Source organism: Paraburkholderia hospita, assembly GCF_002902965.1.
Lineage (GTDB): Bacteria > Pseudomonadota > Gammaproteobacteria > Burkholderiales > Burkholderiaceae > Paraburkholderia > Paraburkholderia hospita.
Window position 1 is genome coordinate 3,619,935 of the sequence record NZ_CP026105.1, and the last position, 23,025, is coordinate 3,642,959.

25 protein-coding genes and 1 riboswitch are annotated in these 23,025 nt (G+C 63.8%); of the genes, 5 read left to right on the forward strand and 20 right to left on the reverse strand.

Annotated elements, in window-relative coordinates:
* Window positions 1-45 precede the first annotated feature (45 nt).
* The 18 genes from hisB to C2L64_RS16505 form a co-directional block, all read right to left on the reverse strand.
* Window positions 46-633 carry an imidazoleglycerol-phosphate dehydratase HisB gene (gene hisB, locus C2L64_RS16420; protein ID WP_007731843.1) on the reverse strand — a complete coding sequence of 196 codons (588 nt, stop codon included), beginning with the start codon at window positions 631-633 and terminating at the stop codon, window positions 46-48.
* 52 nt (window positions 634-685) lie between these two features.
* Window positions 686-1,756: a histidinol-phosphate transaminase gene (gene hisC / locus C2L64_RS16425; protein ID WP_090836726.1), complete on the reverse strand. Its 1,071-nt coding sequence runs from the start codon at window positions 1,754-1,756 to the stop codon at window positions 686-688.
* Window positions 1,757-1,906: 150 nt separating this feature from the next.
* Window positions 1,907-3,229 (reverse strand): histidinol dehydrogenase, encoded by a 1,323-nt coding sequence (gene hisD / locus C2L64_RS16430; protein ID WP_090836723.1) that lies wholly within the window; start codon window positions 3,227-3,229, stop codon window positions 1,907-1,909.
* Between the two features lie 54 nt (window positions 3,230-3,283).
* On the reverse strand, window positions 3,284-3,982 hold the full coding sequence (gene hisG, locus C2L64_RS16435; RefSeq protein ID WP_090836721.1) for an ATP phosphoribosyltransferase: 699 nt from the start codon (window positions 3,980-3,982) through the stop codon (window positions 3,284-3,286).
* Complete coding sequence (gene murA, locus C2L64_RS16440; RefSeq protein ID WP_167449581.1) at window positions 3,979-5,241, reverse strand: UDP-N-acetylglucosamine 1-carboxyvinyltransferase; 1,263 nt, start codon at window positions 5,239-5,241, stop codon at window positions 3,979-3,981. Before murA ends, hisG begins: the two co-directional genes overlap by 4 nt.
* A 233-nt stretch (window positions 5,242-5,474) precedes the next feature.
* The gene (locus C2L64_RS16445; RefSeq protein WP_007731848.1) at window positions 5,475-5,714 is read right to left on the reverse strand and encodes a BolA family protein; all 240 of its coding nucleotides are present in this window, start codon (window positions 5,712-5,714) and stop codon (window positions 5,475-5,477) included.
* A 23-nt stretch (window positions 5,715-5,737) separates the two neighbouring features.
* Window positions 5,738-6,493: an ABC transporter permease gene (locus C2L64_RS16450; RefSeq protein ID WP_086909681.1), complete on the reverse strand. Its 756-nt coding sequence runs from the start codon at window positions 6,491-6,493 to the stop codon at window positions 5,738-5,740.
* Complete coding sequence (locus tag C2L64_RS16455; protein WP_090836716.1) at window positions 6,490-7,416, reverse strand: ABC transporter ATP-binding protein; 927 nt, start codon at window positions 7,414-7,416, stop codon at window positions 6,490-6,492. Before C2L64_RS16455 ends, C2L64_RS16450 begins: the two co-directional genes overlap by 4 nt.
* Window positions 7,417-7,684: 268 nt before the next feature.
* Entirely contained in the window at window positions 7,685-7,990 is a 306-nt protein-coding gene (locus tag C2L64_RS16460) for an STAS domain-containing protein (RefSeq protein ID WP_086909683.1), read from the reverse strand.
* Window positions 7,987-8,619, reverse strand: a complete 633-nt coding sequence (locus C2L64_RS16465; RefSeq protein ID WP_007731852.1) for an MlaC/ttg2D family ABC transporter substrate-binding protein — start codon at window positions 8,617-8,619, stop codon at window positions 7,987-7,989. Before C2L64_RS16465 ends, C2L64_RS16460 begins: the two co-directional genes overlap by 4 nt.
* A 137-nt stretch (window positions 8,620-8,756) precedes the next feature.
* Window positions 8,757-9,689: an MlaA family lipoprotein gene (locus C2L64_RS16470; RefSeq protein ID WP_007731853.1), complete on the reverse strand. Its 933-nt coding sequence runs from the start codon at window positions 9,687-9,689 to the stop codon at window positions 8,757-8,759.
* 11 nt (window positions 9,690-9,700) lie between these two features.
* Window positions 9,701-10,255: an outer membrane lipid asymmetry maintenance protein MlaD gene (gene mlaD / locus C2L64_RS16475; RefSeq protein ID WP_086909698.1), complete on the reverse strand. Its 555-nt coding sequence runs from the start codon at window positions 10,253-10,255 to the stop codon at window positions 9,701-9,703.
* Between the two features lie 78 nt (window positions 10,256-10,333).
* On the reverse strand, window positions 10,334-11,101 hold the full coding sequence (gene mlaE, locus C2L64_RS16480; protein ID WP_007731856.1) for a lipid asymmetry maintenance ABC transporter permease subunit MlaE: 768 nt from the start codon (window positions 11,099-11,101) through the stop codon (window positions 10,334-10,336).
* Window positions 11,098-11,919, reverse strand: a complete 822-nt coding sequence (locus tag C2L64_RS16485; RefSeq protein ID WP_090836714.1) for an ABC transporter ATP-binding protein — start codon at window positions 11,917-11,919, stop codon at window positions 11,098-11,100. The genes mlaE and C2L64_RS16485 overlap by 4 nt, the downstream gene beginning before the upstream one ends.
* A gap of 86 nt (window positions 11,920-12,005) precedes the next feature.
* Window positions 12,006-13,127 carry a thiamine phosphate synthase gene (thiE, locus tag C2L64_RS16490; RefSeq protein ID WP_090836712.1) on the reverse strand — a complete coding sequence of 374 codons (1,122 nt, stop codon included), beginning with the start codon at window positions 13,125-13,127 and terminating at the stop codon, window positions 12,006-12,008.
* Window positions 13,124-13,948 carry a thiazole synthase gene (locus tag C2L64_RS16495; protein ID WP_035988932.1) on the reverse strand — a complete coding sequence of 275 codons (825 nt, stop codon included), beginning with the start codon at window positions 13,946-13,948 and terminating at the stop codon, window positions 13,124-13,126. The genes thiE and C2L64_RS16495 overlap by 4 nt, the downstream gene beginning before the upstream one ends.
* A gap of 59 nt (window positions 13,949-14,007) precedes the next feature.
* Window positions 14,008-14,205: a sulfur carrier protein ThiS gene (thiS, locus tag C2L64_RS16500; protein WP_009771314.1), complete on the reverse strand. Its 198-nt coding sequence runs from the start codon at window positions 14,203-14,205 to the stop codon at window positions 14,008-14,010.
* Between the two features lie 10 nt (window positions 14,206-14,215).
* Window positions 14,216-15,355, reverse strand: coding sequence for an FAD-dependent oxidoreductase (locus C2L64_RS16505; protein ID WP_090836710.1), 1,140 nt, complete (start codon window positions 15,353-15,355; stop codon window positions 14,216-14,218).
* A gap of 230 nt (window positions 15,356-15,585) precedes the next feature.
* A riboswitch (TPP riboswitch) is annotated at window positions 15,586-15,696 on the reverse strand.
* A gap of 317 nt (window positions 15,697-16,013) precedes the next feature.
* Between C2L64_RS16505 and C2L64_RS16510 the strand changes: the two genes are divergently transcribed.
* From C2L64_RS16510 to C2L64_RS16530, 5 genes are all read left to right on the forward strand, one after another.
* Window positions 16,014-17,747, forward strand: coding sequence for an ABC transporter ATP-binding protein/permease (locus C2L64_RS16510; protein ID WP_009771312.1), 1,734 nt, complete (start codon window positions 16,014-16,016; stop codon window positions 17,745-17,747).
* Entirely contained in the window at window positions 17,744-18,517 is a 774-nt protein-coding gene (locus C2L64_RS16515; RefSeq protein WP_090836708.1) for an SDR family NAD(P)-dependent oxidoreductase, read from the forward strand. Before C2L64_RS16510 ends, C2L64_RS16515 begins: the two co-directional genes overlap by 4 nt.
* 196 nt (window positions 18,518-18,713) lie before the next feature.
* Entirely contained in the window at window positions 18,714-19,211 is a 498-nt protein-coding gene (locus C2L64_RS16520; protein WP_090836706.1) for a hypothetical protein, read from the forward strand.
* 110 nt (window positions 19,212-19,321) lie between these two features.
* Entirely contained in the window at window positions 19,322-19,849 is a 528-nt protein-coding gene (locus C2L64_RS16525) for a hypothetical protein (protein ID WP_238554897.1), read from the forward strand.
* 856 nt (window positions 19,850-20,705) lie between these two features.
* The gene (locus tag C2L64_RS16530; RefSeq protein WP_009771308.1) at window positions 20,706-21,452 is read left to right on the forward strand and encodes a response regulator; all 747 of its coding nucleotides are present in this window, start codon (window positions 20,706-20,708) and stop codon (window positions 21,450-21,452) included.
* A 100-nt stretch (window positions 21,453-21,552) separates the two neighbouring features.
* On the opposite strand, the gene C2L64_RS16535 is transcribed toward C2L64_RS16530, so the two are convergent.
* Both C2L64_RS16535 and C2L64_RS16540 read right to left on the reverse strand, forming a co-directional pair.
* The gene (locus C2L64_RS16535; protein ID WP_090836702.1) at window positions 21,553-22,239 is read right to left on the reverse strand and encodes a flagellar basal body L-ring protein FlgH; all 687 of its coding nucleotides are present in this window, start codon (window positions 22,237-22,239) and stop codon (window positions 21,553-21,555) included.
* Window positions 22,240-22,293: 54 nt separating this feature from the next.
* Entirely contained in the window at window positions 22,294-23,019 is a 726-nt protein-coding gene (locus C2L64_RS16540) for a hypothetical protein (protein WP_009771307.1), read from the reverse strand.
* Between the last annotated feature and the right edge of the window lie 6 nt (window positions 23,020-23,025).

A 23,025-nucleotide genomic window follows, 5' to 3' on the forward strand; every position in this document is an offset into this window, starting at 1 on the left:
GCCGCGCAACCGGTCCTTTGGGTGGCTTGGGTGGCTATTGGTCGCTCAGAGACTGCCCTTGGTCGACGGAATTTGCCCCGCCGCGCGCTCGTCCAGTTCGACGGCCATGCGCAACGCGCGGCCGAACGCCTTGAACACCGTTTCCATCTGATGATGCGCGTTCAGGCCGCGCAGGTTGTCGATATGCAGCGTGACACCCGCATGATTGACGAAGCCGCGGAAAAATTCGATGGAGAGATCGACGTCGAACGTGCCGATACGCGCACGCGTGAACGGTACGTGGAATTCGAGGCCCGGCCGGCCGGAAAAATCGATCACGACGCGCGACAGCGCTTCATCGAGCGGCACGTACGAATGACCGTAGCGGCGAATGCCCTTCTTGTCGCCGACGGCCTTCGCAACAGCCTGGCCCAGCGTAATGCCGACGTCTTCGACGGTATGGTGGTCGTCGATATGCGTATCGCCATGCGACTCGATGTCCAGATCGATCAGCCCGTGGCGGGCAATCTGGTCGAGCATGTGATCGAGGAACGGCACGCCCGTGGCCAGCTTCTGCTGACCGGTGCCGTCCAGGTTGATCTTCACACGGATCTGCGTTTCGCTGGTGTTGCGAACGACTTCCGCAAGGCGCATGGCAATTCCTCGAATCTGACTTTGAAAAAGTGGGGTTGTGAACGTGCTGACTTCAGTTCAGCACGAGTTTCAGCGCGGCGAGCATTTGAGCGTTTTCTTCCGGCGAACCGACCGTCAAACGCACGCAATTCGCGAGCAATGGATGCATTTTACTCACGTTTTTGATCAAAACCCGCGAAGTAAGAAGGGTTTCGAACGTCGCCGATGCATCGGGCACGCGCACCAGCAGGAAATTGCCCGCGCTCGGGAACACTTCAGCACCCGGCAGCGCGGCGACCAATTGAGCCAACTTCGTGCGTTCGTCGCGCAGTTGCGCGGCCTGCGCGTCGAGCACGTCGATATGATCGAGCAGGAAATCCGCCGTCGCCTGCGTCAGCACGTTGACGTTGTACGGCGGACGCACCTTGTCGAATTCGTTGATCCATTCCGTGCGGCCCGCCATGTAGCCGAGGCGGATGCCCGCGAGTCCCAGCTTCGACACAGTACGCATCACGACGACATTGTCAAAGTCTCCCGCGCGCGGCATCCAGCTCTCTTGCGCGAACGGTTGATACGCTTCGTCGATCACGACGAGGCTTCCGCTCGCCGCAGCGACGATGCGCTGCATGTCGGCCGTATCGAACAGCGTGCCCGTCGGGTTGTTCGGAAACGCGAGGTAGATCACGGCAGGCCGGTGTTCAGCGATGGCGGCGAGCATCGCCTCCACGTCGAGCGTGAAGTCGGCGTTCAGCGGCACGCCGACGAACTCCATGCCCGCGAGCTTCGCCGACATCGCGTACATCACGAAGCCCGGCACGGGCGCCAGCACCTTTGCGCCCGGCGTCGCGCACGCCACGGAGATGATGCTGATCAGTTCGTCCGAGCCGTTGCCGAGCAGCACCTCGCAGTTCGCCGGCACGTTCATCACGCGCTTGAGCTTCTCGATGAGCGCCTGCGGACGCGGCGCCGGATAGCGGTTCAGCGCGACGGCCGCCAGATGCTCGCCGAGTTGCGCGGCCAGCGCGTCCGGCAGCGGGAACGGATTCTCCATTGCATCGAGCTTCACGAGGCCCGTCGCATCGGCAACGGGGTAGCTCGTCATCGCGAGCACGTCGCGGCGAATGATGTCTTGAGGTGTCGTCATGGCGTGGGGCGCGCCCGCCTTCTGGCAGGCGACAGCGCAATAGGGGCGGCTCGCAGCCGCCCCGGGTTGAGTTCTCTGTCTTCGTGAAAACGGAGCCGTCTCGAATTCAGCGCGTGCGTTGCCCGCGTGAAAAGGCGGCTCGCCGCAAGGTCAGCCTGTGTTCTTCATCCGGTATTCGGCGCTGCGTGCATGCGCCTGCAGGCCTTCGCCATACGCAAGCTCAGCGGCAATTTCACCGAGCGTCTGCGCACCGTCCGCGCTCACTTCGATCAGGCTGGAGCGCTTGAAGAAATCATAGACGCCGAGCGGCGACGAGAAACGTGCGGTACGCGACGTAGGCAGCACGTGATTTGGCCCCGCGCAGTAGTCGCCGAGGCTCTCGCTCGTGTAGCGGCCGAGGAAGATCGCACCCGCATGGCGAATCTGCTGCGCCCACTGCTGCGGCTCCAGCGCGGAAATTTCGAGGTGTTCCGGCGCGATGTCGTTGGCGATCGCGCACGCCTGCTCCATGTCGCGCACCTTGATCAGCGCGCCGCGCCCTTCGAGCGACGCCTGGATCACGTCGCGGCGGGGCATCGTCGGCAGCAGTTCGTTGATGGCGTCTTCGACGCGCGCGATGAAACCTTCGTCCGGGCACAGCAGAATGGATTGCGCGAGTTCGTCGTGCTCGGCCTGCGAGAACAGGTCCATCGCGACCCAGCGCGGATCGGTCGTGCCGTCGCATAGCACAAGAATTTCCGACGGACCGGCGATCATGTCGATGCCGACCGTGCCGAACACGCGGCGCTTCGCCGACGCGACATACGCATTGCCGGGGCCGCAGATCTTGTCGACGGCGGGAATGGTCTGCGTGCCGTACGCGAGCGCGCCGACCGCCTGCGCGCCGCCAATCGTGAACACACGATCGACCCCGCCCAGCAGCGCCGCCGCCAGCACGAGCGGATTCTTCACGCCGTCGGGCGTCGGCACGACCATGACGATTTCGCGCACGCCGGCCACGCGGGCCGGAATCGCGTTCATCAGCACCGACGACGGATACGCCGCCTTGCCGCCCGGCACATAGATGCCCGCGCGGTCGAGCGGCGTCACTTTCTGGCCGAGCACAGTGCCGTCGGCTTCCGTGTACTGCCAGCTATGGCTGCCGCATTCGATCTTCTGCTTCTCGTGATAGCCGCGCACGCGCGCCGCCGCCGCTTCGAGCGCCGCGCGGCGCTTCGGCAACAGGCCTTCGAGCGCCGCTTCCAGCTCCGACATCGGCAGTTCGAGCGCGCCGACATCCTTCGCGCTCAGACGGTCGAAACGATTCGTATAGTCGAGCACGGCGGCATCGCCACGCGCCTTCACGTCGGCCAGAATCTGCGCGACCGAGCGTTCGATCGCTTCGTCTTCGCTCGCTTCGAACGCGAGCACCGCATGCAGCGACTTCTGGAAATTCTCAGTGCTGGAATCGAGTTTGCGAATCTTGATAGACATGCTGGTATCCGTTTCGGTAAGGCGCGCGAGTCAGACCCGGCTGTGACCTTTGCGTCAGGCCGTTGCGCCGGTGCGTTGCGACGCGCGCTCGAACGCGTTGAGAATGGGCGCCAGCGCGGCGCGCTTCAGCTTCAGCGCCGCCTGGTTCACAACGAGGCGCGACGAGATCTGCATGATCTCTTCGACCTCGACAAGATTGTTGGCGCGCAGCGTCCCGCCCGAGCTGACCAGGTCGACGATCGCGTCGGCCAGGCCCACCAGCGGCGCGAGTTCCATCGATCCATACAGCTTGATCAGGTCGACATGCACGCCCTTGGCGGCGAAGTGCTCGCGCGCCACTTCCACATACTTCGTGGCGACGCGCAGACGCGCGCCCTGGCGCACCGCATTTGCGTAGTCGAAACCGGCGGCAACTGCCACCGACATCCGGCAGCGCGCGATATCCAGATCGATCGGCTGATACAAACCGCCGCCGCCGTGCTCGATCAGCACGTCCTTGCCTGCGACGCCGAAATCGGCAGCACCGTACTCGACGTACGTCGGCACGTCGGTGGCGCGCACGATGATGACGCGCAGGTTCGGATCGGTGGTCGGCAGAATCAGCTTGCGCGACGTTTCCGGGTCTTCCGTCACTTCGATGCCCGCTGCCGCGAGCAGCGGCAGCGTTTCATCGAAGATGCGGCCCTTCGACAGCGCGAGCGTCACCGGCTTGCCCACCGCCGGCGACGTCGACGTTTGCGGCAGTTCGCTCATGCCTGATTACCCTTGATGCGGCGCACCTTCGCGCCGACTGCCGTGAGTTTCGATTCCATCCGGTCGTAGCCGCGGTCCAGGTGATAGATGCGGTCGATCAGCGTTTCGCCGTCCGCACAAAGACCGGCGATCACGAGACTCGCCGACGCGCGCAGGTCGGTTGCCATCACCTTCGCGCCCGACAGCTTCTCGACGCCGTTGACGAGCGCCGTCTTGCCGTCGATCGTGATGTTCGCGCCGAGACGGTTCAGTTCCTGCACGTGCATGAAGCGGTTTTCGAAGATCGTTTCGACCACTTGCGACGTGCCTTCAGCCAGCGTGTTGAGCGCCATGAACTGCGCCTGCATGTCGGTCGGGAATGCCGGGTATTCGGACGTGCGGAACGACACGGCCTTCGGACGCTGGTTCATGCGAACACGCATCCAGTCGTCGCCTTCTTCGATCGTCACGCCTGCTTCGCGCAGCTTGTCCGTCACGGCTTCGAGAATCTGCGGACGCACATGGCGCAACGTGACGTCGCCGCCCGCCGCCGCGACCGCGCACAGGAACGTGCCCGCTTCGATACGATCTGGCACGACCGTGTGTTTGGCGCCGTGCAGCTTGTCGACGCCTTGAATCACGAGACGGTCGGTACCGATGCCGTCGATCTTCGCGCCCATCGCGACCAGCAGATTCGCCAGATCGCCGACTTCCGGCTCGCGCGCGGCGTTTTCGATGACCGTCTCGCCTTCCGCGAGCACGGCCGCCATCAGCAGGTTTTCGGTGCCCGTGACGGTGATCATGTCGGTGATGATGCGCGCGCCCTTCAGACGCTTCGCGCGCGCTTCGATGAAGCCGTGCTCGATGTTGATCTCGGCACCCATCGCCTGCAGGCCCTTGATGTGCTGATCGACGGGACGTGCGCCGATCGCGCAGCCGCCGGGCAGCGACACCTTCGCTTCGCCGAAGCGCGCGACGAGCGGGCCGAGCACCAGAATCGACGCGCGCATCGTCTTCACGAGTTCGTACGGCGCGACCAGATTGTCGACCTTCGACGCGTCGAGCATCACGCGGCCGTCGCTGCTTTCCGTGCGAACGCCCATCTGGCCGAGCAGCTTGAGCGTCGTGCGCACGTCCTGCAGATCGGGCACGTTCTCGAGATGAACGGGCTCCGCGCTCAACAAGCCTGCGCAAAGGATCGGCAGCGCCGCGTTCTTCGCACCCGAAACAACGATCTCACCAGCGAGCTTCTGCCCGCCTTCAATCACGAGTTTGTCCATGCCTGTTTGTTCCTGATCTGCCCGTCCGCCTGCGGGCGTCTTGTTGTGGGCGGTTGCTGCGGCGCCGTTTGCGGCGTCGCGATTCTCTTGTGTAAGTCGCACTAATGTTCCAGCTAATTTGCAGCCACGTCTAAAGCTTATTGTGCAGCTTGTTTTTCCGCTCTTGCAGCCAGGTTATTGAGCGCCGTCCTCCGACAGACAGCAGGTTTTTCCGCGTAATGTCTATACGCGAGTCAGGCGCTTTGCCATTCGGTGGGCGTCAGCGTTTTCATGCTGAGCGCGTGGATCTCTTCGCGCATCCGGTCGCCGAGCGCCGCATACACGAGTTGATGCCGTTGAATCAGACGCTTGCCTTCGAAATTCGGCGACACGATGGTCGCGAAGAAATGTTGGCCGTCGCCTTCCACTTCGAGATGCTCGCAAGGAAGGCCCGCCGCGATGTAATTCTTGACCTGTTCGGGAGTGGGTAGCATGAGTGCTCCTGTTAATGGTCCAGTCAGTGACGCAGCTTGAAGCCGGACGCGAGCATGCGCATCGCCAGCACGGCCAGCACGACGAAGAAACCGCTGACGATCGCCAGGCTCCACATCGGATTGATATCCGACATACCGAAGAAGCCATAACGAAAGCCGTCGATCATGTAGAAAAATGGATTCAGCCGCGAGATTTCGCGCCACACGGGCGGCAGCGTATGCGTCGAGTAGAACACGCCCGACAGAAACGTGAGCGGCATGATCAGAAAATTCTGGAACGCGGCGAGCTGGTCGAACTTCTCGGCCCAGATGCCCGCGATCAAACCGAGCGTGCCGAGAATCGCCGAACCGAGCACCGCGAACGCGATGATATAAAGCGGCGCGCTGAAGCTCATCGGGATGAACCAGACCGTGACGATGAACACGCCCAGCCCGACGCTCAACCCGCGCACGACGGCCGCGAGCACATACGCGCCATACATCTCCCAGTGCGACAGCGGCGGCAGCAGCACGAACACGAGATTGCCCGTGATCTTCGACTGAATCAGCGACGACGAACTGTTCGCGAACGCATTCTGCAGCACGCTCATCATCACGAGGCCCGGCACGAGGAAGCTCGTGTACAGCACGCCCGGATAGACCTGCACGTGATCGCGCAGCGCGTGGCCGAAGATCGTCAGGTACAGCAATGCGGTGATAACCGGTGCGAGCACTGTCTGGAACGCGACCTTCCAGAAGCGCAGCAATTCCTTGTAGAACAGAGTACGGAAACCGTTCATGCCAACCCCTCGACCACTTCCGGCCCGTTCATCACCTGCATGAACACGTCTTCGAGGTCGGCCTTGCGGACCTCGATTTCATCGAACGTGCAACCGGCCGTGCGGCATTGCGCGAGGATGCGTTCCACGTCGTCGTAGCTCGACAGACGCAGCAGATGCTGACGTCCGTTGACATTGGTAGGATCGACTTCGAGCACCCGCAATTCGGCGGGCAGCACGCCCTGCGCGAAACGGATGAACAGTTGCGTGCCCGCGAAACGTTCGAGCAGCGTGCTGGTGCGCTCCAATGCGACGACTTCACCGCGCCGTAGCATCGCAATGCGGTCGCACAGCGATTCGGCTTCTTCCAGATAGTGCGTGGTCAGCACGATCGTGTGCCCTTCGCGATTCAGGCGCGAGATGAATTTCCACAGCGTCTGGCGCAGTTCGACGTCGACGCCCGCCGTCGGCTCGTCGAGCACGATCACGGGCGGCCGGTGGACGAGCGCCTGCGCGACCAGCACGCGACGCTTCATCCCGCCCGACAGCGCACGCATGTTCGCGTCGGCTTTTTCGGTGAGATCGAGATTGACCATCACTTCGTCGATCCAGTCGTCGTTCTTGCGCAGGCCGAAGTAGCCCGACTGGATGCGCAGCGTCTCGCGCACGGTGAAGAACGGATCGAACACGAGTTCCTGCGGCACGACGCCGAGCGCGCGGCGCGCGAGACGGAAGTCGTCGACGACGTGGTGGCCGTGAACCGTGATGCTGCCTTCATCGGCGCGGGCGAGGCCGGCGAGGATGCTGATGAGCGTCGTCTTGCCGGCGCCGTTCGGACCGAGCAGCCCGAAGAATTCGCCTTGTTCGACGGTGAAGCTGACGCCTTTGAGCGCTTGCAGATCCTTGTAGCGCTTCCTGACGTTACGAATTTCAATCGCTGACATGACTGTGCGCCGTCAAAGTGGACAGCGCCTGATAGATCGCCCGGCAAGGGCGCGAATGCATGGGGGAACGAAATTGGGGCCGGGTGCAATAGACCGCTTGCGCTGCTGCTGCAACCTCTACGGCCGTTTCCGCGATGCGGGATGGAATGGCCAGGCGCCAAAAAACGTTTGATTATAGGGCAAAAGTCGAACCGCCCGACTTGCCTTGGGAGAACGAGAGCCAGCGCAAAGGGTGAAACGCGGCGCGAAGCTCACTGACGCGTGAGCGTCAATGTCGTACGGTGATGAGGGTATCGACGCCGTAGGCTTGCGCGAGACTGGACAGCCCCGCAGGGAGGTTGACGACGACGAGCGGCGTGCCGCGCGCGCTCGCCGCGCGTTGCCATGCGAGCAGTACGGCCAGCGCCGACGAATCGAATTGCGTGAGTGCCGCGCAGTCGACCGCCGTCGCGCCGCTGCCGATGCGCGCGAGACCCGCCGCGAGCGCGGCATTCGCGCTCGCGTGGGTCAGGGTGCTGCCGGTTTCGAACGCGTTGACGGGCGTGCTCACCGGCGTGCTGACAAAGTTGTTCACGACTGTTTGCCGTTCGCGAGTTGCTGGTTGCGTGCCGTCAGGAACTGGATCAGACCGTCGACACCGCTCTTCTGGATCTGCTCGTTGAACTGCTGCTGGTACGCCTGGATCAGCCATGCGCCGAGCACGTTCAGGTCATACACGCGCCAGCCTTGCGGCGTCTTGTACAGACGGTAGTCGAGTTCGACGGGCGAGCCGTTGTTCATCACGACCGAGCGGACCACCACGTCGGTGTCTTCCGGGCTCGCGCGGAACGGCTTGTACTGGATTTCCTGGTCCTTCACCTGAGCCAGCGCACCAGAATACGTACGGATCAGCAGCGTCTTGAACTGCTCGACGACCGCGTTCTGCTGCTCCGGCGTCGCCGTGCGCCAGTTGCGGCCCATCGCGAGTTGCGTCGTGCGGCGGAAGTCCGTGTACGGAAGAATCTTCTCGTTCACGAGCTTCGTGACGGCGCCGATGTTACCGCTCTGGATCGTCTTGTCGGCGCGCACGGCGTCGATCACCTGCTGCGTGACGGTCTTGACCAACACGTCAGGATTGCTGCTATCGACGGCTTGCGCCGACGCCGCGCCACTGAATGCAAAGAGAGCTGCAATAAACGGGATAAAGAAGAAGAATTTTTTCATTTCCAGTCCTGCAAAAAAAATAAGCTTGGGTTGGAGGCGACGATATCACGCGAGTTCAGCCGCCATCCACGCCCAAACTGCGAGAATCGTATCCGAGTGTTACGACAGACGGATACGCCGCTCGCATTTGTTATGCCTCAGCGCAGCTTCAGCGACGGGTAGCCGAAGTGCGCCGGCGGCACGATCTGGCCACCGGGGACGGTCGGCGGCGCATCGGTGCCCGACGCCGGCTGCGCGGCACCCGCTGCATCGTTCGAAGACGCACCCGAAGCCGCCTCCGGCGCCGAAGCCGGCGTGGGTGCGGGCGCAGTTGCCGCGCCGCCGTCGACGTCCTCGTACTTCGGCAGCGGTGCTTCGCTGCCGTAGTCCGGCAGCCCCGCCGACGCATTGCCGCCCGTCAGCAGATAGCGGCGGCGCTGCAGATACGCGTTACGCACGAACGAGTATTTGTCGAGCGCGGCGCCTTCGAGCACGTCGCTTGCGTTCAGCAGGTTCGCGCGCGTGTTGACCACGTTCAGACCGTAGAGCGCCCAGCTCACGCTGTCCGGCTGCACGTACGTGAGCGGATTGATGAAGTAGTTGCCCACCATGCCCACGCCGTCGCGCACCGTGCTCGGCCCGAACAGCGGCAGCACCAGATACGGACCAGGCGGCACGCCATAGTGACCGAGCGTCAGGCCGAGGTCGTTGTCGTGCTTCGGCAGCTTCGCGAGCGTCGCGACGTCGAACAGGCCGCCGACACCGAAGATCGTGTTGATCACGATACGCATGATGTCCGATACGCCATCGGCGATCTTCAGCTGCAGCAGGTTGTTCGCCGCGATGTACACGTCGCCGATGTTCGAGAAGAAGTTCGTGACGCTGTCACGCACCGGTTGCGGCGTGACAAACACGTAGCCCTTCGCGACCGGCTTCAACGCGTACTTGTCGAGCGTGTCGTTGAACGTGAAGACCGTACGGTTGAAGCCCTCGATCGGATCTTCCTTCGTCGGATTCTGAACGGTTGCGCAACCCGCCAGCACTGCCACCGCCAGCGTGATCCCCGCGACACGTAAGCGTGTCGTGTTCATTGTTGTTCTCCTTATTGGCCGGATGCACCCGAAGCGGCTGCAGCCGAAGCTGCAGGAGCCGGGTCTGCCGGCGCAGGCGCCGCAGCAGATGCACCGGGTTTGGCAGCGCCCGAATCCGCTGCCTTGCTATACAGGAACTGTCCGATCAGATTCTCCAGGACGATAGCCGATTGGGTCATCGTGATCGTGTCGCCGGCTTTCAGCATTTCGCTGTCGCCACCCGGCTCAAGACCGATGTACTGCTCACCCAACAGGCCCGACGTCAGAATCTTCGCGGACGTGTCTTTCGGAAACTGATATTGCTTGTCGAGATCGAGCGTCACGAGCGCCTGATACGAATTGCTGTCGAAGCCGATCGATTCGACGCGGCCCACCGTCACGCCCGCGCTCTTCACGGGCGCGCGGACCTTGAGGCCACCGATATTGTCGAACTTCAGCTTGACCGGGTACGTCGCCTGAAACGACAGCGAGCTCATGTTGCCCGCCTTCAGCGCGAGGAACAGCAACGCGATGAAGCCGAGCACCACGAACAGACCTACCCAGAAATCGAGAGCAGTTTTTTTCATCGTCATCCCAAAGAGAATCTATGCCGCTGCGGTGCGAGCGCTGCGCGGCGCACCGCGCGAAGGTTGTCTCGCCACCGCCTAGCTGAACATCAGCGCGGTCAGCAGGAAATCGAGACCGAGCACGGCCAGCGACGCGTAGACGACTGTCTTGGTCGTCGCGCGCGACACGCCTTCCGGCGTGGGCTTCGCTTCGTAGCCCTGGTAGAGCGCGATGAACGTCACCGCGAAGCCGAACACGATGCTCTTGATCACGCCGTTGCCGACGTCGCGATACGCATCGACACCGCCCTGCATCTGCGACCAGAACGCGCCGGCGTCGACGCCGATCATCAGCACGCCCACCACGTAGCCGCCGAGCACGCCCACCGCGCTGAAAATCGCCGCGAGAATCGGCATCGAAATGATGCCCGCCCACAGGCGCGGCGCGACGACCACTTTCAAGGGATCGACGGCCATCATTTCCATCGCCGTCAGTTGCTCGCCCGCCTTCATCAGGCCGATTTCGGCCGTGAGCGACGTGCCCGCGCGCCCGGCGAACAGCAACGCCGTCACGACAGGCCCGAGTTCGCGCACCAGCGACAGCGCGACCAGCAGGCCGAGCGCCTGTTCGGAGCCGTAGCGGTTGAGCGTGTAGTAACCCTGCAACCCGAGCACGAAGCCGACGAACAGCCCCGACACCGCGATGATCACCAGCGAATAGTTACCGACGAAGTGGATCTGCTTCGTGACAAGACGCGGACGGCGCAGCAGCGGGAAGAATTCGAGCACGAGACGCACGAACATGCGCGTCGCATAGCCCGTCTGCCCGAGCCCGCAGATGACGGAACGGCCGATGAAGCTGATCATGCGCGGCCTCCGCCGATGCCGAAATCCGCCGCGAGCGGCGTGCTGCTCGGATAGTGAAATTTGAAGGGGCCGTCGGGCGTGCCATCGATGAACTGGCGCACCGTCGGGTCCGTCGACGCGCGCAGCTCCGCCGGCGTGCCTTCGGCGAGGACGCCGCCATTGGCGAGGAAGTAGACGTAATCGGCGATCGCGAACGACTCGGGCACGTCGTGCGTGACGAGGATCGACGTCGCGCCGAGCGCCGTGTTGAGCGCACGAATCAGGTTGGCCGTGATGCCGAGCGAAATGGGGTCGAGGCCGGCGAACGGCTCGTCGTACATCATCAGTTCGGGATCGAGCGCGATGGCTCGGGCGAGCGCCACGCGGCGGGCCATGCCGCCCGAAATCTCCGACGGCGCGAGGTCGCGTGCGCCACGCAACCCGACCGCGTTGAGCTTCATCAACACGAGGTCGCGGATCAGTTCTTCGGGGAGATCGGTGTGCTCGCGCAGGGCGAAGGCGACGTTTTCGAACACCGACATGTCGGTGAAAAGCGCACCGAACTGGAACAGCATGCCCATCTTGCGACGCAGCTCGTACAGGCCTTCACGCGTCTGCGTGCCGATGTCCTGCCCGTGGAACAGCACCTGGCCGCGCTGCGCACGCACGAGGCCGCCGATCAGCCGCAGCACGGTCGTCTTGCCGCACCCCGAGCCGCCCATGACCGCGACCACCTGGCCGCGTTTGAAGCGCAGATTCAGGTTCGACAGGACGAGCCGCTCGCCGTAGCCGAAGTCGACGTCGCGCAGTTCAAGGAGGGTCTCGGAAGAGGAAGGCACGTAACTGACAGTCCTTTTACACGGAAGGCCGAATTATAGGGCCTTCGTGCAAACCCTGCCTTGACGACGCTAACGATTTAACTTTTCTAAACTTTTTGTTGCAAAAACGCCTTTTGTAACGCCACAGCGGCTGACGCGGGATCGTTTGCTTCCGTGATCGCGCGCACGACGGCCGCGCTTTTCACGCCCGTAGCGAGCACCTGCGGCAGCACATCCCCGTTAATCCCGCCAATCGCGACGAGCGGCACGACGCCTTCCAGAAGTTTCACGTAGCGCGCGAGCCTTGCCAGACCTTGCGGCGCGGTCGGCATCACTTTCGTCGTGGTCGGGAACACGGCGCCAAGCGCGATGTAGCTCGGACGGAAGTGCAGCGCCGTCAGCATTTCGTAGTAACCGTGCGTCGACAGGCCGAGGCGCACACCTGCCTTCGACAAAGCTTGCAGATCCGCCGTATGCACGTCTTCCTGGCCGAGGTGGACGCCATAGGCGCCTGCGTCGATGGCCGCCTGCCAGTGATCGTTGATGAAAATGCACGCGTCATGCTCGCGGCCCGCGGCGACCGAGCGCGCGATTTCCCGCTTCAGCTCGTCCGGCTCCGCCGTCTTGCGACGCAGCTGCAGCGTCTTCACACCGAAGCCGGCTACGCGCTCGACCCATTCCGCCGTCGGCAGCACGGCATAGATGCCGAGTGCGTCCGGACATGTGGCAAAAGCTTGCGCAGGCGCGTCCGGCAAACCGGCGACGCGCGGGAAGCGCGAGATGTCACACGGCCACGCATCGTCGGATTTCGTCTCGTCGCCGTCGCGCCACGCGAGCGCAAGCACCAGCGCATCGTGCGGATCGAACCCGCAATCGAGAAACGCCGCGAGCGCGGCAATCCAGTCTTCCGCGAGATGCCCGTCCAGCTGATAGCGCACGCCGCCCAGATGCAGCACTGCGCGGCCCGCCGCTGCCTCGATCACGCCCGCGCCCTGCGTCTGCCAGCGCGCGATCTGCTCGACATGCTGCTCGCTGCTTTGCTTCAGGTCGGTGAAGACGATCAGATCGCCGCCATTCGCTTCGTCGGGCGCTGTCAGGCAGATGCGCCAGTTGACGTGCGTCGGCGGCCAGTCGCCGAGGCGCGCGCGGATACGTTCGGCCGGTTCCGTGAGTTCGTCGGCGGGCGGCCAGAACAGGTCGCGGCCCGCGAGTTTCAGAGTCTCCGTCATGCCGCAGCGCTCCCATCCTGATGCCAGAACGGCATGCCGACGACGGGCGTGCTCGCGTGGGCAGTTTCACGTTCGGCCATCGGGCCGGCCAGATAAGCCTCGCGGCCGGCTTCGACGCCCATTGCAAAGGCGCGTGCCATCGTCTCCGGGTGCGTGGCCTGCGAGACGGCCGTGTTCAGCAGCACGCCGTCGAAGCCCCATTCCATCACCTGGCAGGCATGCGACGGCACGCCGAGGCCCGCGTCGACGATCAGCGGCACGTCGGGCAAACGCTCGCGCAGCACGCGCAAGCCGTATGGATTCACGACGCCCTTGCCCGTGCCGATGGGCGCGCCCCACGGCATCAGCGCTTCGCAGCCCGCGTCGAGCAGACGCCTGCCGATCACGAGATCTTCCGTGCAATACGGCAGTACCTTGAAGCCGTCCTTCACCAGTTGCGCAGCCGCTTCGATCAGGCCGACGGGGTCGGGCTGCAGCGTGTAGTCGTCGCCGATCAGTTCGAGCTTGATCCAGTCGGTGTCGAAGACTTCGCGCGCCATGTGCGCCGTCGTGACCGCCTCGCTCACCGTCTGGCAGCCGGCCGTGTTCGGCAGGAGCGGCACGCCGTGACGCTTGAGCAGATCGAAGAAGCCGGCTTCCGCGCCGCCCTCGCTCATCTGCCGGCGCAGCGCGACCGTCACCATGCCCGGCTTCGACGCCGCGATCGAATCCGACAGCGACTGCAGCGACGGATAGCGCGACGTGCCCAGCAGCACGCGGCTCTGGAAAGTTTCGCCGTAAAGCGTGAGCGCGTCGGCGGGTGCGTTCGCGTGTGAGTTCATGTGTGATTCCTTGTCAGTGGCTTGCGTCGCGTGGGCTGGCTTTAGCTATTACTTCGGCCTCAGCCGCCCGCGACGGGATGCACGACGTCGAGCTTGTCGCCCGCCTGCAACGCGCGCGCCGCATGCTGGCCACGCGCGACGAAATTGCCATTCAGCGCGACGGCGAACGGCGGCCGCGCGCCGTACGCGCTGAGCGCGTCGGCGACAGTCGCGCCTTCGGGCAGCGACAGCGGCTTCTGGTTGATCTGGATGTCCATGTCTATGAGTTCAAACATTGAGAGTGACAGCAGGCTCGCGGTCGAGCCGGAACAGCTCGCTCCAGCGCGCGTTGCGCTGCCAGTCGGCGAAACCGTCGGAATCGGCGACGCGGCCATCGAGCAGCGCCGACGCGAGCCGCACCGCTTCGCCCGCGACTTCCGGCACGATCATGTAGCCGTGCCGGTACAGCCCGTTCACGCGCAGCGTGCTCGCGCCGTCCCACAGCAGCACGGGACGGTGGTCGGGCAGCGTCGGCCGGCATTGCGAGTTCAATTCGAGAATGCGCGCCTCGCCGAAACCGGGGTGCACCGAAAACGCCGCGCTCAGTAGTTCGAGCGCCGAGCGCACGCTGACGGGCGACATATCCTCGCCCTCCACTTCCGTCGCGCCGATCACGTACAGATCGTCCTGCTTCGGCGCGATATAGAGTGGATAGCGCGGATGCAACAGGCGCACCGGACGTGTCAGATCGATGCCGGGCGCGTGCACGCGCGCGACCTCGCCGCGAATGCCGCGCAGCGTCGGCATCACGGGCTTCGCGCCCAGCCCGCGGCAATCGATCGTGATCTTCGCGGGCGGCAACGCGCTGTCGCTGACGGACGTGTTCCAGTGCGTCTCGACGCCGCGTTGTGCCAGCCCCGCAGCCAGCGCCGACAGCACCTGGCGGTTATCGAGCTGGCCTTCGTGCGGCAGCAGCCAGCCTTGCGTGAAGCGGCCGGCGAGCGCGGGCTCGGCCACGCCGACCTGCGCGCCTGCTAGCGCGACGAGTCCGCCGTCGAGCAGTTCGGCGGGCGCGTTGGCGCGCAGCCGACGCTCGAAGAGCGGCGCCTCGGCGCGATCGCTGTGATGCCAGACGATCAGCGAGCCGTTGCGCTGGAAAAACACCGGCTCGGGCAATTGCGCGAGCAAGGTCGGCCACGTTTCCAGCGACGCCGCGCCCAGCCGCGTAATCAGCAGTTCGGCGCTGGCGGCCTCGGCCAGCGGCGCGAGCATCGCTGCGGCGACCCACGCGGCGGCCTGCGAGCCGGCCGCGTCGCCGCGCTCATAAAGCGCAACGCGATGCCCTTCGCCCGCGAGTTGCCAGGCGACGAGACGCCCGCACAGCCCGCCGCCGATCACGGCGAAATCCGGTTGAGCAGAAGTCCTCATCGTGTGGCTCCGAAGCAAGCCTCGCGCGTCGCAAACCGCGCGCCCACGACAAAACGACGGGCGAAACCCGCAGCAATAAAGCGAATAGGTGAAGAATGAGCGGTCATCAAATCCTTTCCGTACGGCAAAGTGCGCACGTACCCAAGGACGAAACCGGCGGGCAAGGCCAGCCGGGCATAGGCGCTCACAAAAAACGGGAACGCCGACCCGGCGGAAGGAGAACTTCCAGGAAATACTTCCCGAAAACTTCCCGCGCCGGTATTACCCGGATCGGGTGCGAAGGGTTTCTCTCAGCCTCGCTGCAGCGACTGCCAGCGCACGAAGCACCCCTGTTTCGTCCGGACCATTAGACCATAAAAGCTGCGCGCGCCGCAAACCCGGGCAGACCTCAATCGGCCGCGGCTGATTTTGGCGAGGTTCCCTGTTGCTCTGGCACAATGGCACGCGTCAATGCGGACGGAATGCCGCGCCACTGCAAGGCCGTTGTCGGGTTTGCGAGGCCGCGCCGAGGCACGGTGAAACGTCCGCTTAAGTTCAGATTAAGTCGGTGCCGGAACAATCGCAGCCGGGCCACCCACTCGACGGGATGCGACAGCAGCACCATGCAGCTGCGTAATGCATCTCGCCGCCGCCCGGCCGACCGTATGAAAGGATGCTTATGATCGACAACTCGAAAGATCCGACGGACATCACCGCGTGGGGCCTCATCAAGCCCTACTGGGTGTCCGAGGATCGGTGGAAAGCGCGGGGCCTGCTCGCGCTCGTCATCGCGATGAATATGACGATGGTCGCGGCCAACGTCTGGTTCAACACCTGGCAGCGCACGTTCTTCGACGCGATCCAGCAATACAACTATCCCGTCTTCAAATATTCGCTGCTGCAGTTCACGGTGATTGCGCTCGCGCTGATCTTGCTCGGCTCGTACCGGACCTACTTCCGCCAGATGCTCGAATTCCGCTGGCGGCAGTGGCTCACCAACCGCTATCTGAACGACTGGCTGGGCGACCGCGCGTACTACCGGATCGAGCGCGACAGTCTCGCCGACAACCCCGACCAGCGGGTTTCCGCCGACCTGCAAGGGTTGGCCAGCGCCTCGCTGAATCTGTCGCTCGGCCTGCTGTCGACCACGGTCACACTGTTCTCGTTCATCGTGATCCTGTGGAACCTGTCGGGCGCGTTCGCGTTCCACATGTTCGGCACGGAGTTTTCGATTCCGGGTTACATGGTGTGGGCGGCACTGATCTACGCGGCAGCCGGCTCGTGGGTCACGCACAAGGTCAACCATCCGCTGGTGTCGATCAACTACCAGCAACAGCGTGTGGAAGCCGACTTCCGTTTCTCGCTGATCCGCATCCGCGAAAACGCCGATCAGATCGCGCTGTATCAGGGCGAGCGTTCGGAAGAGCAGCAGCTCAAGGGCGTGTTCTCGCACATCCGCGAAAACTGGCGCCTCATCATGCGCTTCACGCGACGCTTCAACATCGTCGTCATCAGTTACTCGCAGCTGGCTATCGTCTTTCCGTACATCGCGGCTGCGCCCAAGTACTTTTCGAAGAGCATCTCGTTCGGCATGTACCAGCAGGTGACGGGCGCGTTCGGCACGGTCAGCGATTCGTTCTCCTGGTTCATCAACAATTACGATTCGCTCGCCGAGTGGCGCGCCACCGTCAACCGTCTGCGGGAATTCAATCGCGTGATGCGTTCGCAGCATCTGCATGAGTCGGTCGTCGAAGGCACCGCGCACGGCGGCATCAACGTGCACATCACGGATGCCGATTCGATCGAAGTGACGAATCTTCGTCTGCAGCGTCCCAACGGCGAGCCGATGGCGAACGTCGGTTCGTTCACCATCGCGCCGAAAACGCGCTGGCTGGTGCGCGGGCCTTCGGGCGCGGGCAAGAGCACGTTGATGCGCACGCTCGCGGGCCTGTGGCCGTTCGGCGAAGGCACGATCGAAAAGCCCACCGACGCGAAACTGCTGTTCATCCCGCAGCGCAGCTATCTGCCCATCGGCACGCTGAAGGCGGCGCTCTGTTATCCGTCGGAGGCTTCCGCCTTTTCGGACGAAGCGTGCCGCGAAGTGCTCGCGGTCTGCCGCTTGCCGGAACTCGCGGACCGCCTGGGCGAATCGACGCATTGGGAACGCTCACTGTCGCCGGGCGAGCAGCAGCGTCTTGCCGCAGCGCGTGCGTTGCTGCAACAGCCCGACTTCCTGTTCCTCGACGAAGCGACGAGCGCGCTCGATCCTGAGAACGAAAGCATCATCTACAACGCGCTGATCGAGCGTCTGCCGAACGCGGCGATCGTCAGCGTCGCGCATCGCAAGACGCTTGAAGCGTTCCACGAGCACACGCTGTTCATCGAGCGCGCGGTCGAGCGCGAGGCCGCGTGAGCGACGCGCCGTTCGAGCGCGTCGTGCTGGTGACGGGCGCGGGCTCCGGCATCGGTGCCGCGCTCGCCCGGCGCATCGCCGCGCCGCGTGTCGCGCTGATGCTGCACGCGCGCGGCGCGGACGAGGCTTCGCGCGTGCGGCTCGATCAGGTCGCAGTGACCTGCGCGGCGAGCGGCGCGACGTGCGCAACGGTGCTTGCCGATCTCGCCGAACGCGGCGCATCCGAACATGCCGTTCATCAGACGCTCGCGCGTTTTGGCGCGCTCGACCAGATCGTCGCCAACGCAGGACACGCGCAGCGTCAGACCATCGGCACGCTCGATTTCGATGCGCTCGCGGAGTCGTTCGCGGCAATGCCCGCTGCGTTCGGCGCGCTCGTCAAACGGGCGGCGCCTGCGCTCGAAACATCGAAGTGCGGACGCGTCGTGGCCGTGAGTTCGTTCGTTGCGCATCGCTATCGCGTGGACTCCGCGTTTGCGGGCACGGCGGCCGCGAAGGCCGCGCTCGAGTCGCTGGCAAAAACGGCGGCCGCCGAATTGGCGTCGCACGGCGTCACGGTGAATTGCGTCGCGCCGGGTTATACGCGCAAGGATCGCGGACCGAGCGCGGAGAATGCGCCCGCGTGGGCGCGCGCGGCGGAGGCGACGCCGCTCGGGCACGTCGCCGAACCCGACGACATTGCCGCGCTGATCGCCTTTCTGCTTTCCGACTCTGCGCGTCACATCACCGGTCAGGTGATTCACGTCGACGGCGGGCTGACGCTCGGCTAGGCGTCGCGCGAGCCTTACGCGCTTCCAGTCGGCGCAACATCCTGAAAGACTCTCGAACAGTTCGAAAGCACTTCCGAAGCGCATGCGCTGTTCCGCGCTTTGCGCGCGGGCCTTTCCAGCGACGATTGCATCGTGGGCCAAACGCTCCCCTGGCGCAGCCCGCGACGCAAACTCAACGTCACTGGAAATACCTGCCATGTCATTCGACCGCCGCCTCCCCACGCTTTCCCGTTTGTCTCTTCGTATCGCGCAGTCCAGCCGCGACGCCGCGCTGACGGCCACGGCCGTGCTGCTGTTCGCGACGGCAGCGAATGCCGCGCAGACCGCGCCCGTGAAGCAGGCCGAACCCGCCGACGTGTGCCCCGCGCTGTCGCACATCGTGTCGTCCGCCGACTTCAAGAAGCTGCGCGACGAGCCTGCTGCGACGCTGCCGGGCGTCGATCCGATCGATGACTGCCGTGCCAACGCGCATTCGTACGACTGCCGCTGGCGCGCGCATTGGGAAGCCGACGGCTTCGTCAACGATCCGCTCGAAGAAATCGGCGCAGATATCGCTGCGTGCTTCCCGAACGTCGTGCACGACATCAACACGCCGATGCGCCAGCACTTCATCGTGAAGACGGCCGACCGCCGCGTGAGCGTCACGGCGAGCGTGCAAGGTCAGAACGAACTGCGTCTGCGCATTGCGCGCTGAGCGCTCTTGACACGACCTGACGTCATCTCAATCAGCCTGCTCGCGAGCGCATCGTGATCGCCTCTTCATTCGCGCATGTTTTGCGGTTCTCGCTCGCGGCGTTTTGTTTGATGTCGCTGGGCGGGTGCGCGTGGACGCTGATTACGGCCGCCGATGCGACGGGGTCCGTGATTCAGGCGGGCTATGCGATCGCTTCGAACTATTCGTCGCCGACTTTTATCAATGGACGGCGCGCGAAGATCAGCACTGTTTGCATCGAGGTGAACCAGCTGGTCTCTGTTGGCGACTTCGTGCCTGCGTTGCAACTTGCGCTCGATAAGCGCGGGATTCGATCTGACGTGTATAACCCGGGGACGTCGCCGGCTGGGTGCGAGGCGCGGCTCGTGTATAACGCGTCTGTCGACTATGGGCGCCGCTCGTTCAGTGACGAACCGATGCAGTATCTTTCCATGATCGATCTCACGCTGATTCAGCATGGGCGGATTCTTGTTACCGCGCGGTATCAGACGGGTGGGCTTGGGGTCGATCGGTATTCGAGTGCTTCGGTGAAGCTTGATGGGTTGATCGATAAGATGGTTGTGAATCAGATCGCTCATCTGCAGGTTGAGACTATTCAGACTTCGGCTATTGGGAAGTAGTGCTCCGCAGGGGCTTTGCCGGGCGGTGTGGTTTGCCTTTGCGCTTCGTGCATTGCCAGTCGGTGTGTTTGCCTTTGCGCTGGCATCCGCGTTACGGTGTCTGCCGTTCAAGCGTCGCCCCTGTGCGGGGCGGCACCTACTTTTCTTTGCCGCCGCAAAGAAAAGTAGGCAGAAGAAGGCGGCTAACACCGCTAATCTTTCTTCTTGCCTGAGGGCCCCCAGACGGTCCCACACTCCACACGGTAGCGTATCTGTTCGCGTGCGTTGCTAACGCTTTGAATACACGCATCACCCGCTTCACGCCCCCACGTCGCTGCGCGCGACATCAAATTTCCCACGTTCTTACGCGGCAAACTGTGTGTAGGCCGTAGCACCGCACACGCCTCACTTCGAACCCGAAAGCGCGCGATCTGCTTCCATGTAGAAGCGCTACCCTGTACGACGGCACAACCTACACACAGTTTGCCGCTATAGGGCCGAAGTCGTTCGACAACGCCGACCTTTGTGCGGGAGTTCGAAACGGGGGATGCGCCTGTTAAAAACGTTGGCAACGCACGGGAACACATGCGCTGCCGTGTGAAGTGTGGGACCGGTAGAGGGCCCTCAGGCAAACACAAGAGCTGGCGGTGTGAGCCGCTTTCTTTTGCCTACTTTTCTTTGCGGCGGCAAAGAAAAGTAGGTGCCGCCCCGCACAGGGGCGACGCTTGAACGGCAGACACCATAACGCGGATGCCAACGAAAAGGCAGAAACACCACCCAGCGTCGCAGGCAAAAAAAACAAAACCTCTTACGCATGAAAGATTTCGAAAGCATCCCCTGCTTCCGCGCGAAGCGCACCCCAACTACTATCGCCAGGATGAACTCATCCATTATGGTCGTCGACGACGACCCCGTCGTCCGCGACATCGTGCGCGACTATCTGCAAGGCCGTGGCTTCACGGTGTCCGTGCTCGAAAACGGCATGGCGCTGCAACAGGCGCTGCAGCACGAACGTCCCGCGCTCGTCGTGCTTGACATCATGATGCCCGAGCTGGACGGTATCAGCGCATTACGCGCGCTACGCCTCGCAGGCGACAACATCCCCGTGATCCTGCTGACCGCGCGCGCGGATGTGATCGATCGCGTGATCGGTCTCGAGCTGGGTGCGGACGACTATCTTGGCAAACCTTTCGATCCGAGCGAACTCGTCGCGCGCATCCGCAGCGTGCTGCGCCGGCGCGAAAGCGCAGCGCCAAGCGCGCCCGAAAATCGCGCGCCGTATCGCTTCGGTCGCTTCGAAGTGAATTTCCCCGCGCGAGAACTGCGCCGCGACGGCGAACGCATCGCCCTGCGCTCCAGCGAATTCGCAATGCTCAAAGTGTTCGTCTCGCACGCGATGACCGTGCTCACGCGCGCGCAACTGCTCGAAAAACTGCATGGCGGCACCGATACGCACCGCAATCGCAGCCTCGATGTCTCGATCTGGCGCTTGCGCCGGCTCATCGAAGTCGATCCGTCCGAGCCGCGCTACGTGCAGACCGTGTGGGGCAAAGGCTATGTGTTCGTGCCGGATGGCGAGATCGGCGCAGCGGAACGTTACGACGCGCCCGTCGCGAATCTCTGAAGCTCGGCAGCGCCGCGCTTCACGCGCACATCGGCAAGCGCCAACAGCCCGCCCGCCAACGCAAGAAGGAACGCGCGAGCCGCGCCGCCCGCGCAAAGCATCAGAACGTCAACACGCTCATGAACATGCGCTGCAGCCAGCCAAGCGTTGTCGAATCGGCAAGCATGCCTTGCCCCGCCTGCTCGATGCGTGCATCCGCCACCTTGCTCGACGCGACGTAGTTCCCCGACTCGATATCCTTCGGGTTCACGATGCCCGACAGACGCAGCCGGTCACGGTTGCCGCCCATCGAAATCAGCTTCTCGCCCGACACGACCAGGTTGCCCGTCGGCATCGTGCCGATCACCGTGACGGCGAGCGTGCCCGTCATGCCGCTCGTATCGGCAATCGATCCCTGTCCCTTGAACGTCGTGCTCGCCGAGCCGATGTTGAACAGCCGCGCCAGACGCGCCGCCGTACCCGTCGATTTGTCGGCGGCTTCGGCCGTGATGTCGCTCGCGCGGCTCGCCTGCGCATTCGTGCTGTTCGAGCTGGTGTACGACTCGGACAGACGGATCGTCAGCACGTCGCCAATATGCTGCGCACGCGGCGTCTCGTACAGCAGAATCCCAGTGCCCGCCTGAAAGATCGCGCCCTGCGTGTTCACGTTGAGCGGCGCGGTCGACAGTGGCGGCAGCATCGGCGTGTCGACGATCGAATCTTTGGTGGCGCCGCAACCGGCGAGCGCGTAGAAAACGGCGGCGCTCGTCAGCACGGCGGCGGCGCGTGGCATGTGCATGGCGTTCATGGTGTGTCATGCCTCTGCGTGTGATTAAGCAATGAAGCCAATCGAAATCTCCCGTCAACCCGCGTCGGGACTGCTCGCCTGCCATTGCCGCACCACCGACTTCATATACGCGTCCGGGTCCTTCAGCAGGTAGATGAGCGTCGCGTTGTGCGTCGCGGGCAACAGGCACAACGTGATCGAACTCACGTCGTTTTCCCAGATGTAAACGGGCAGTTGGCCAGCCGTCGGCGAACTCACCTGTGTCGCGGTACGTGGCGCGCCGTAGCGGTCCTCGAACGCGTCGCGCAAATCGTCGGCCGTGATCTCGTCGATCACGAACGAAATCTCGTACAGACGGAAGCCACTCTGCCCACCGACGCGCACGAAGCGCAGCACATGCTCGTCAGCAGGCGTGCCGTCCACGACGGCACGCGATACTTCCCACCCGTCCGCCGCGCGATGCGCCCACTGGCACGCGATCGTCAGGCTCTGCGATGTCTTCAGCCGCATGCCGAGCGAGCCCGCGACGTTGTCCGTCTCGCAGACAGGTACGCTGCCCAGCGGCGTCGCGCGCACCCGCGAGACGGCGCGAAATTCATCGAGCGTGATGCCGAGCGGAATGCCGCGAAACGCGAACGGCTTGTCGACGGTGCGCTTTTTGGCGCCGATCGCCGACATGCGCAGCGCGGCCGCCTGTTGCGGCGGCAACATGTTCTGCGCGCTCGCCGCGAACGGCATCAGCACGCAGGACACGGCCACAGCGCATGCGGTCAGCACGCGCCCGATCGAAGTGAGTTGCATGGCTCG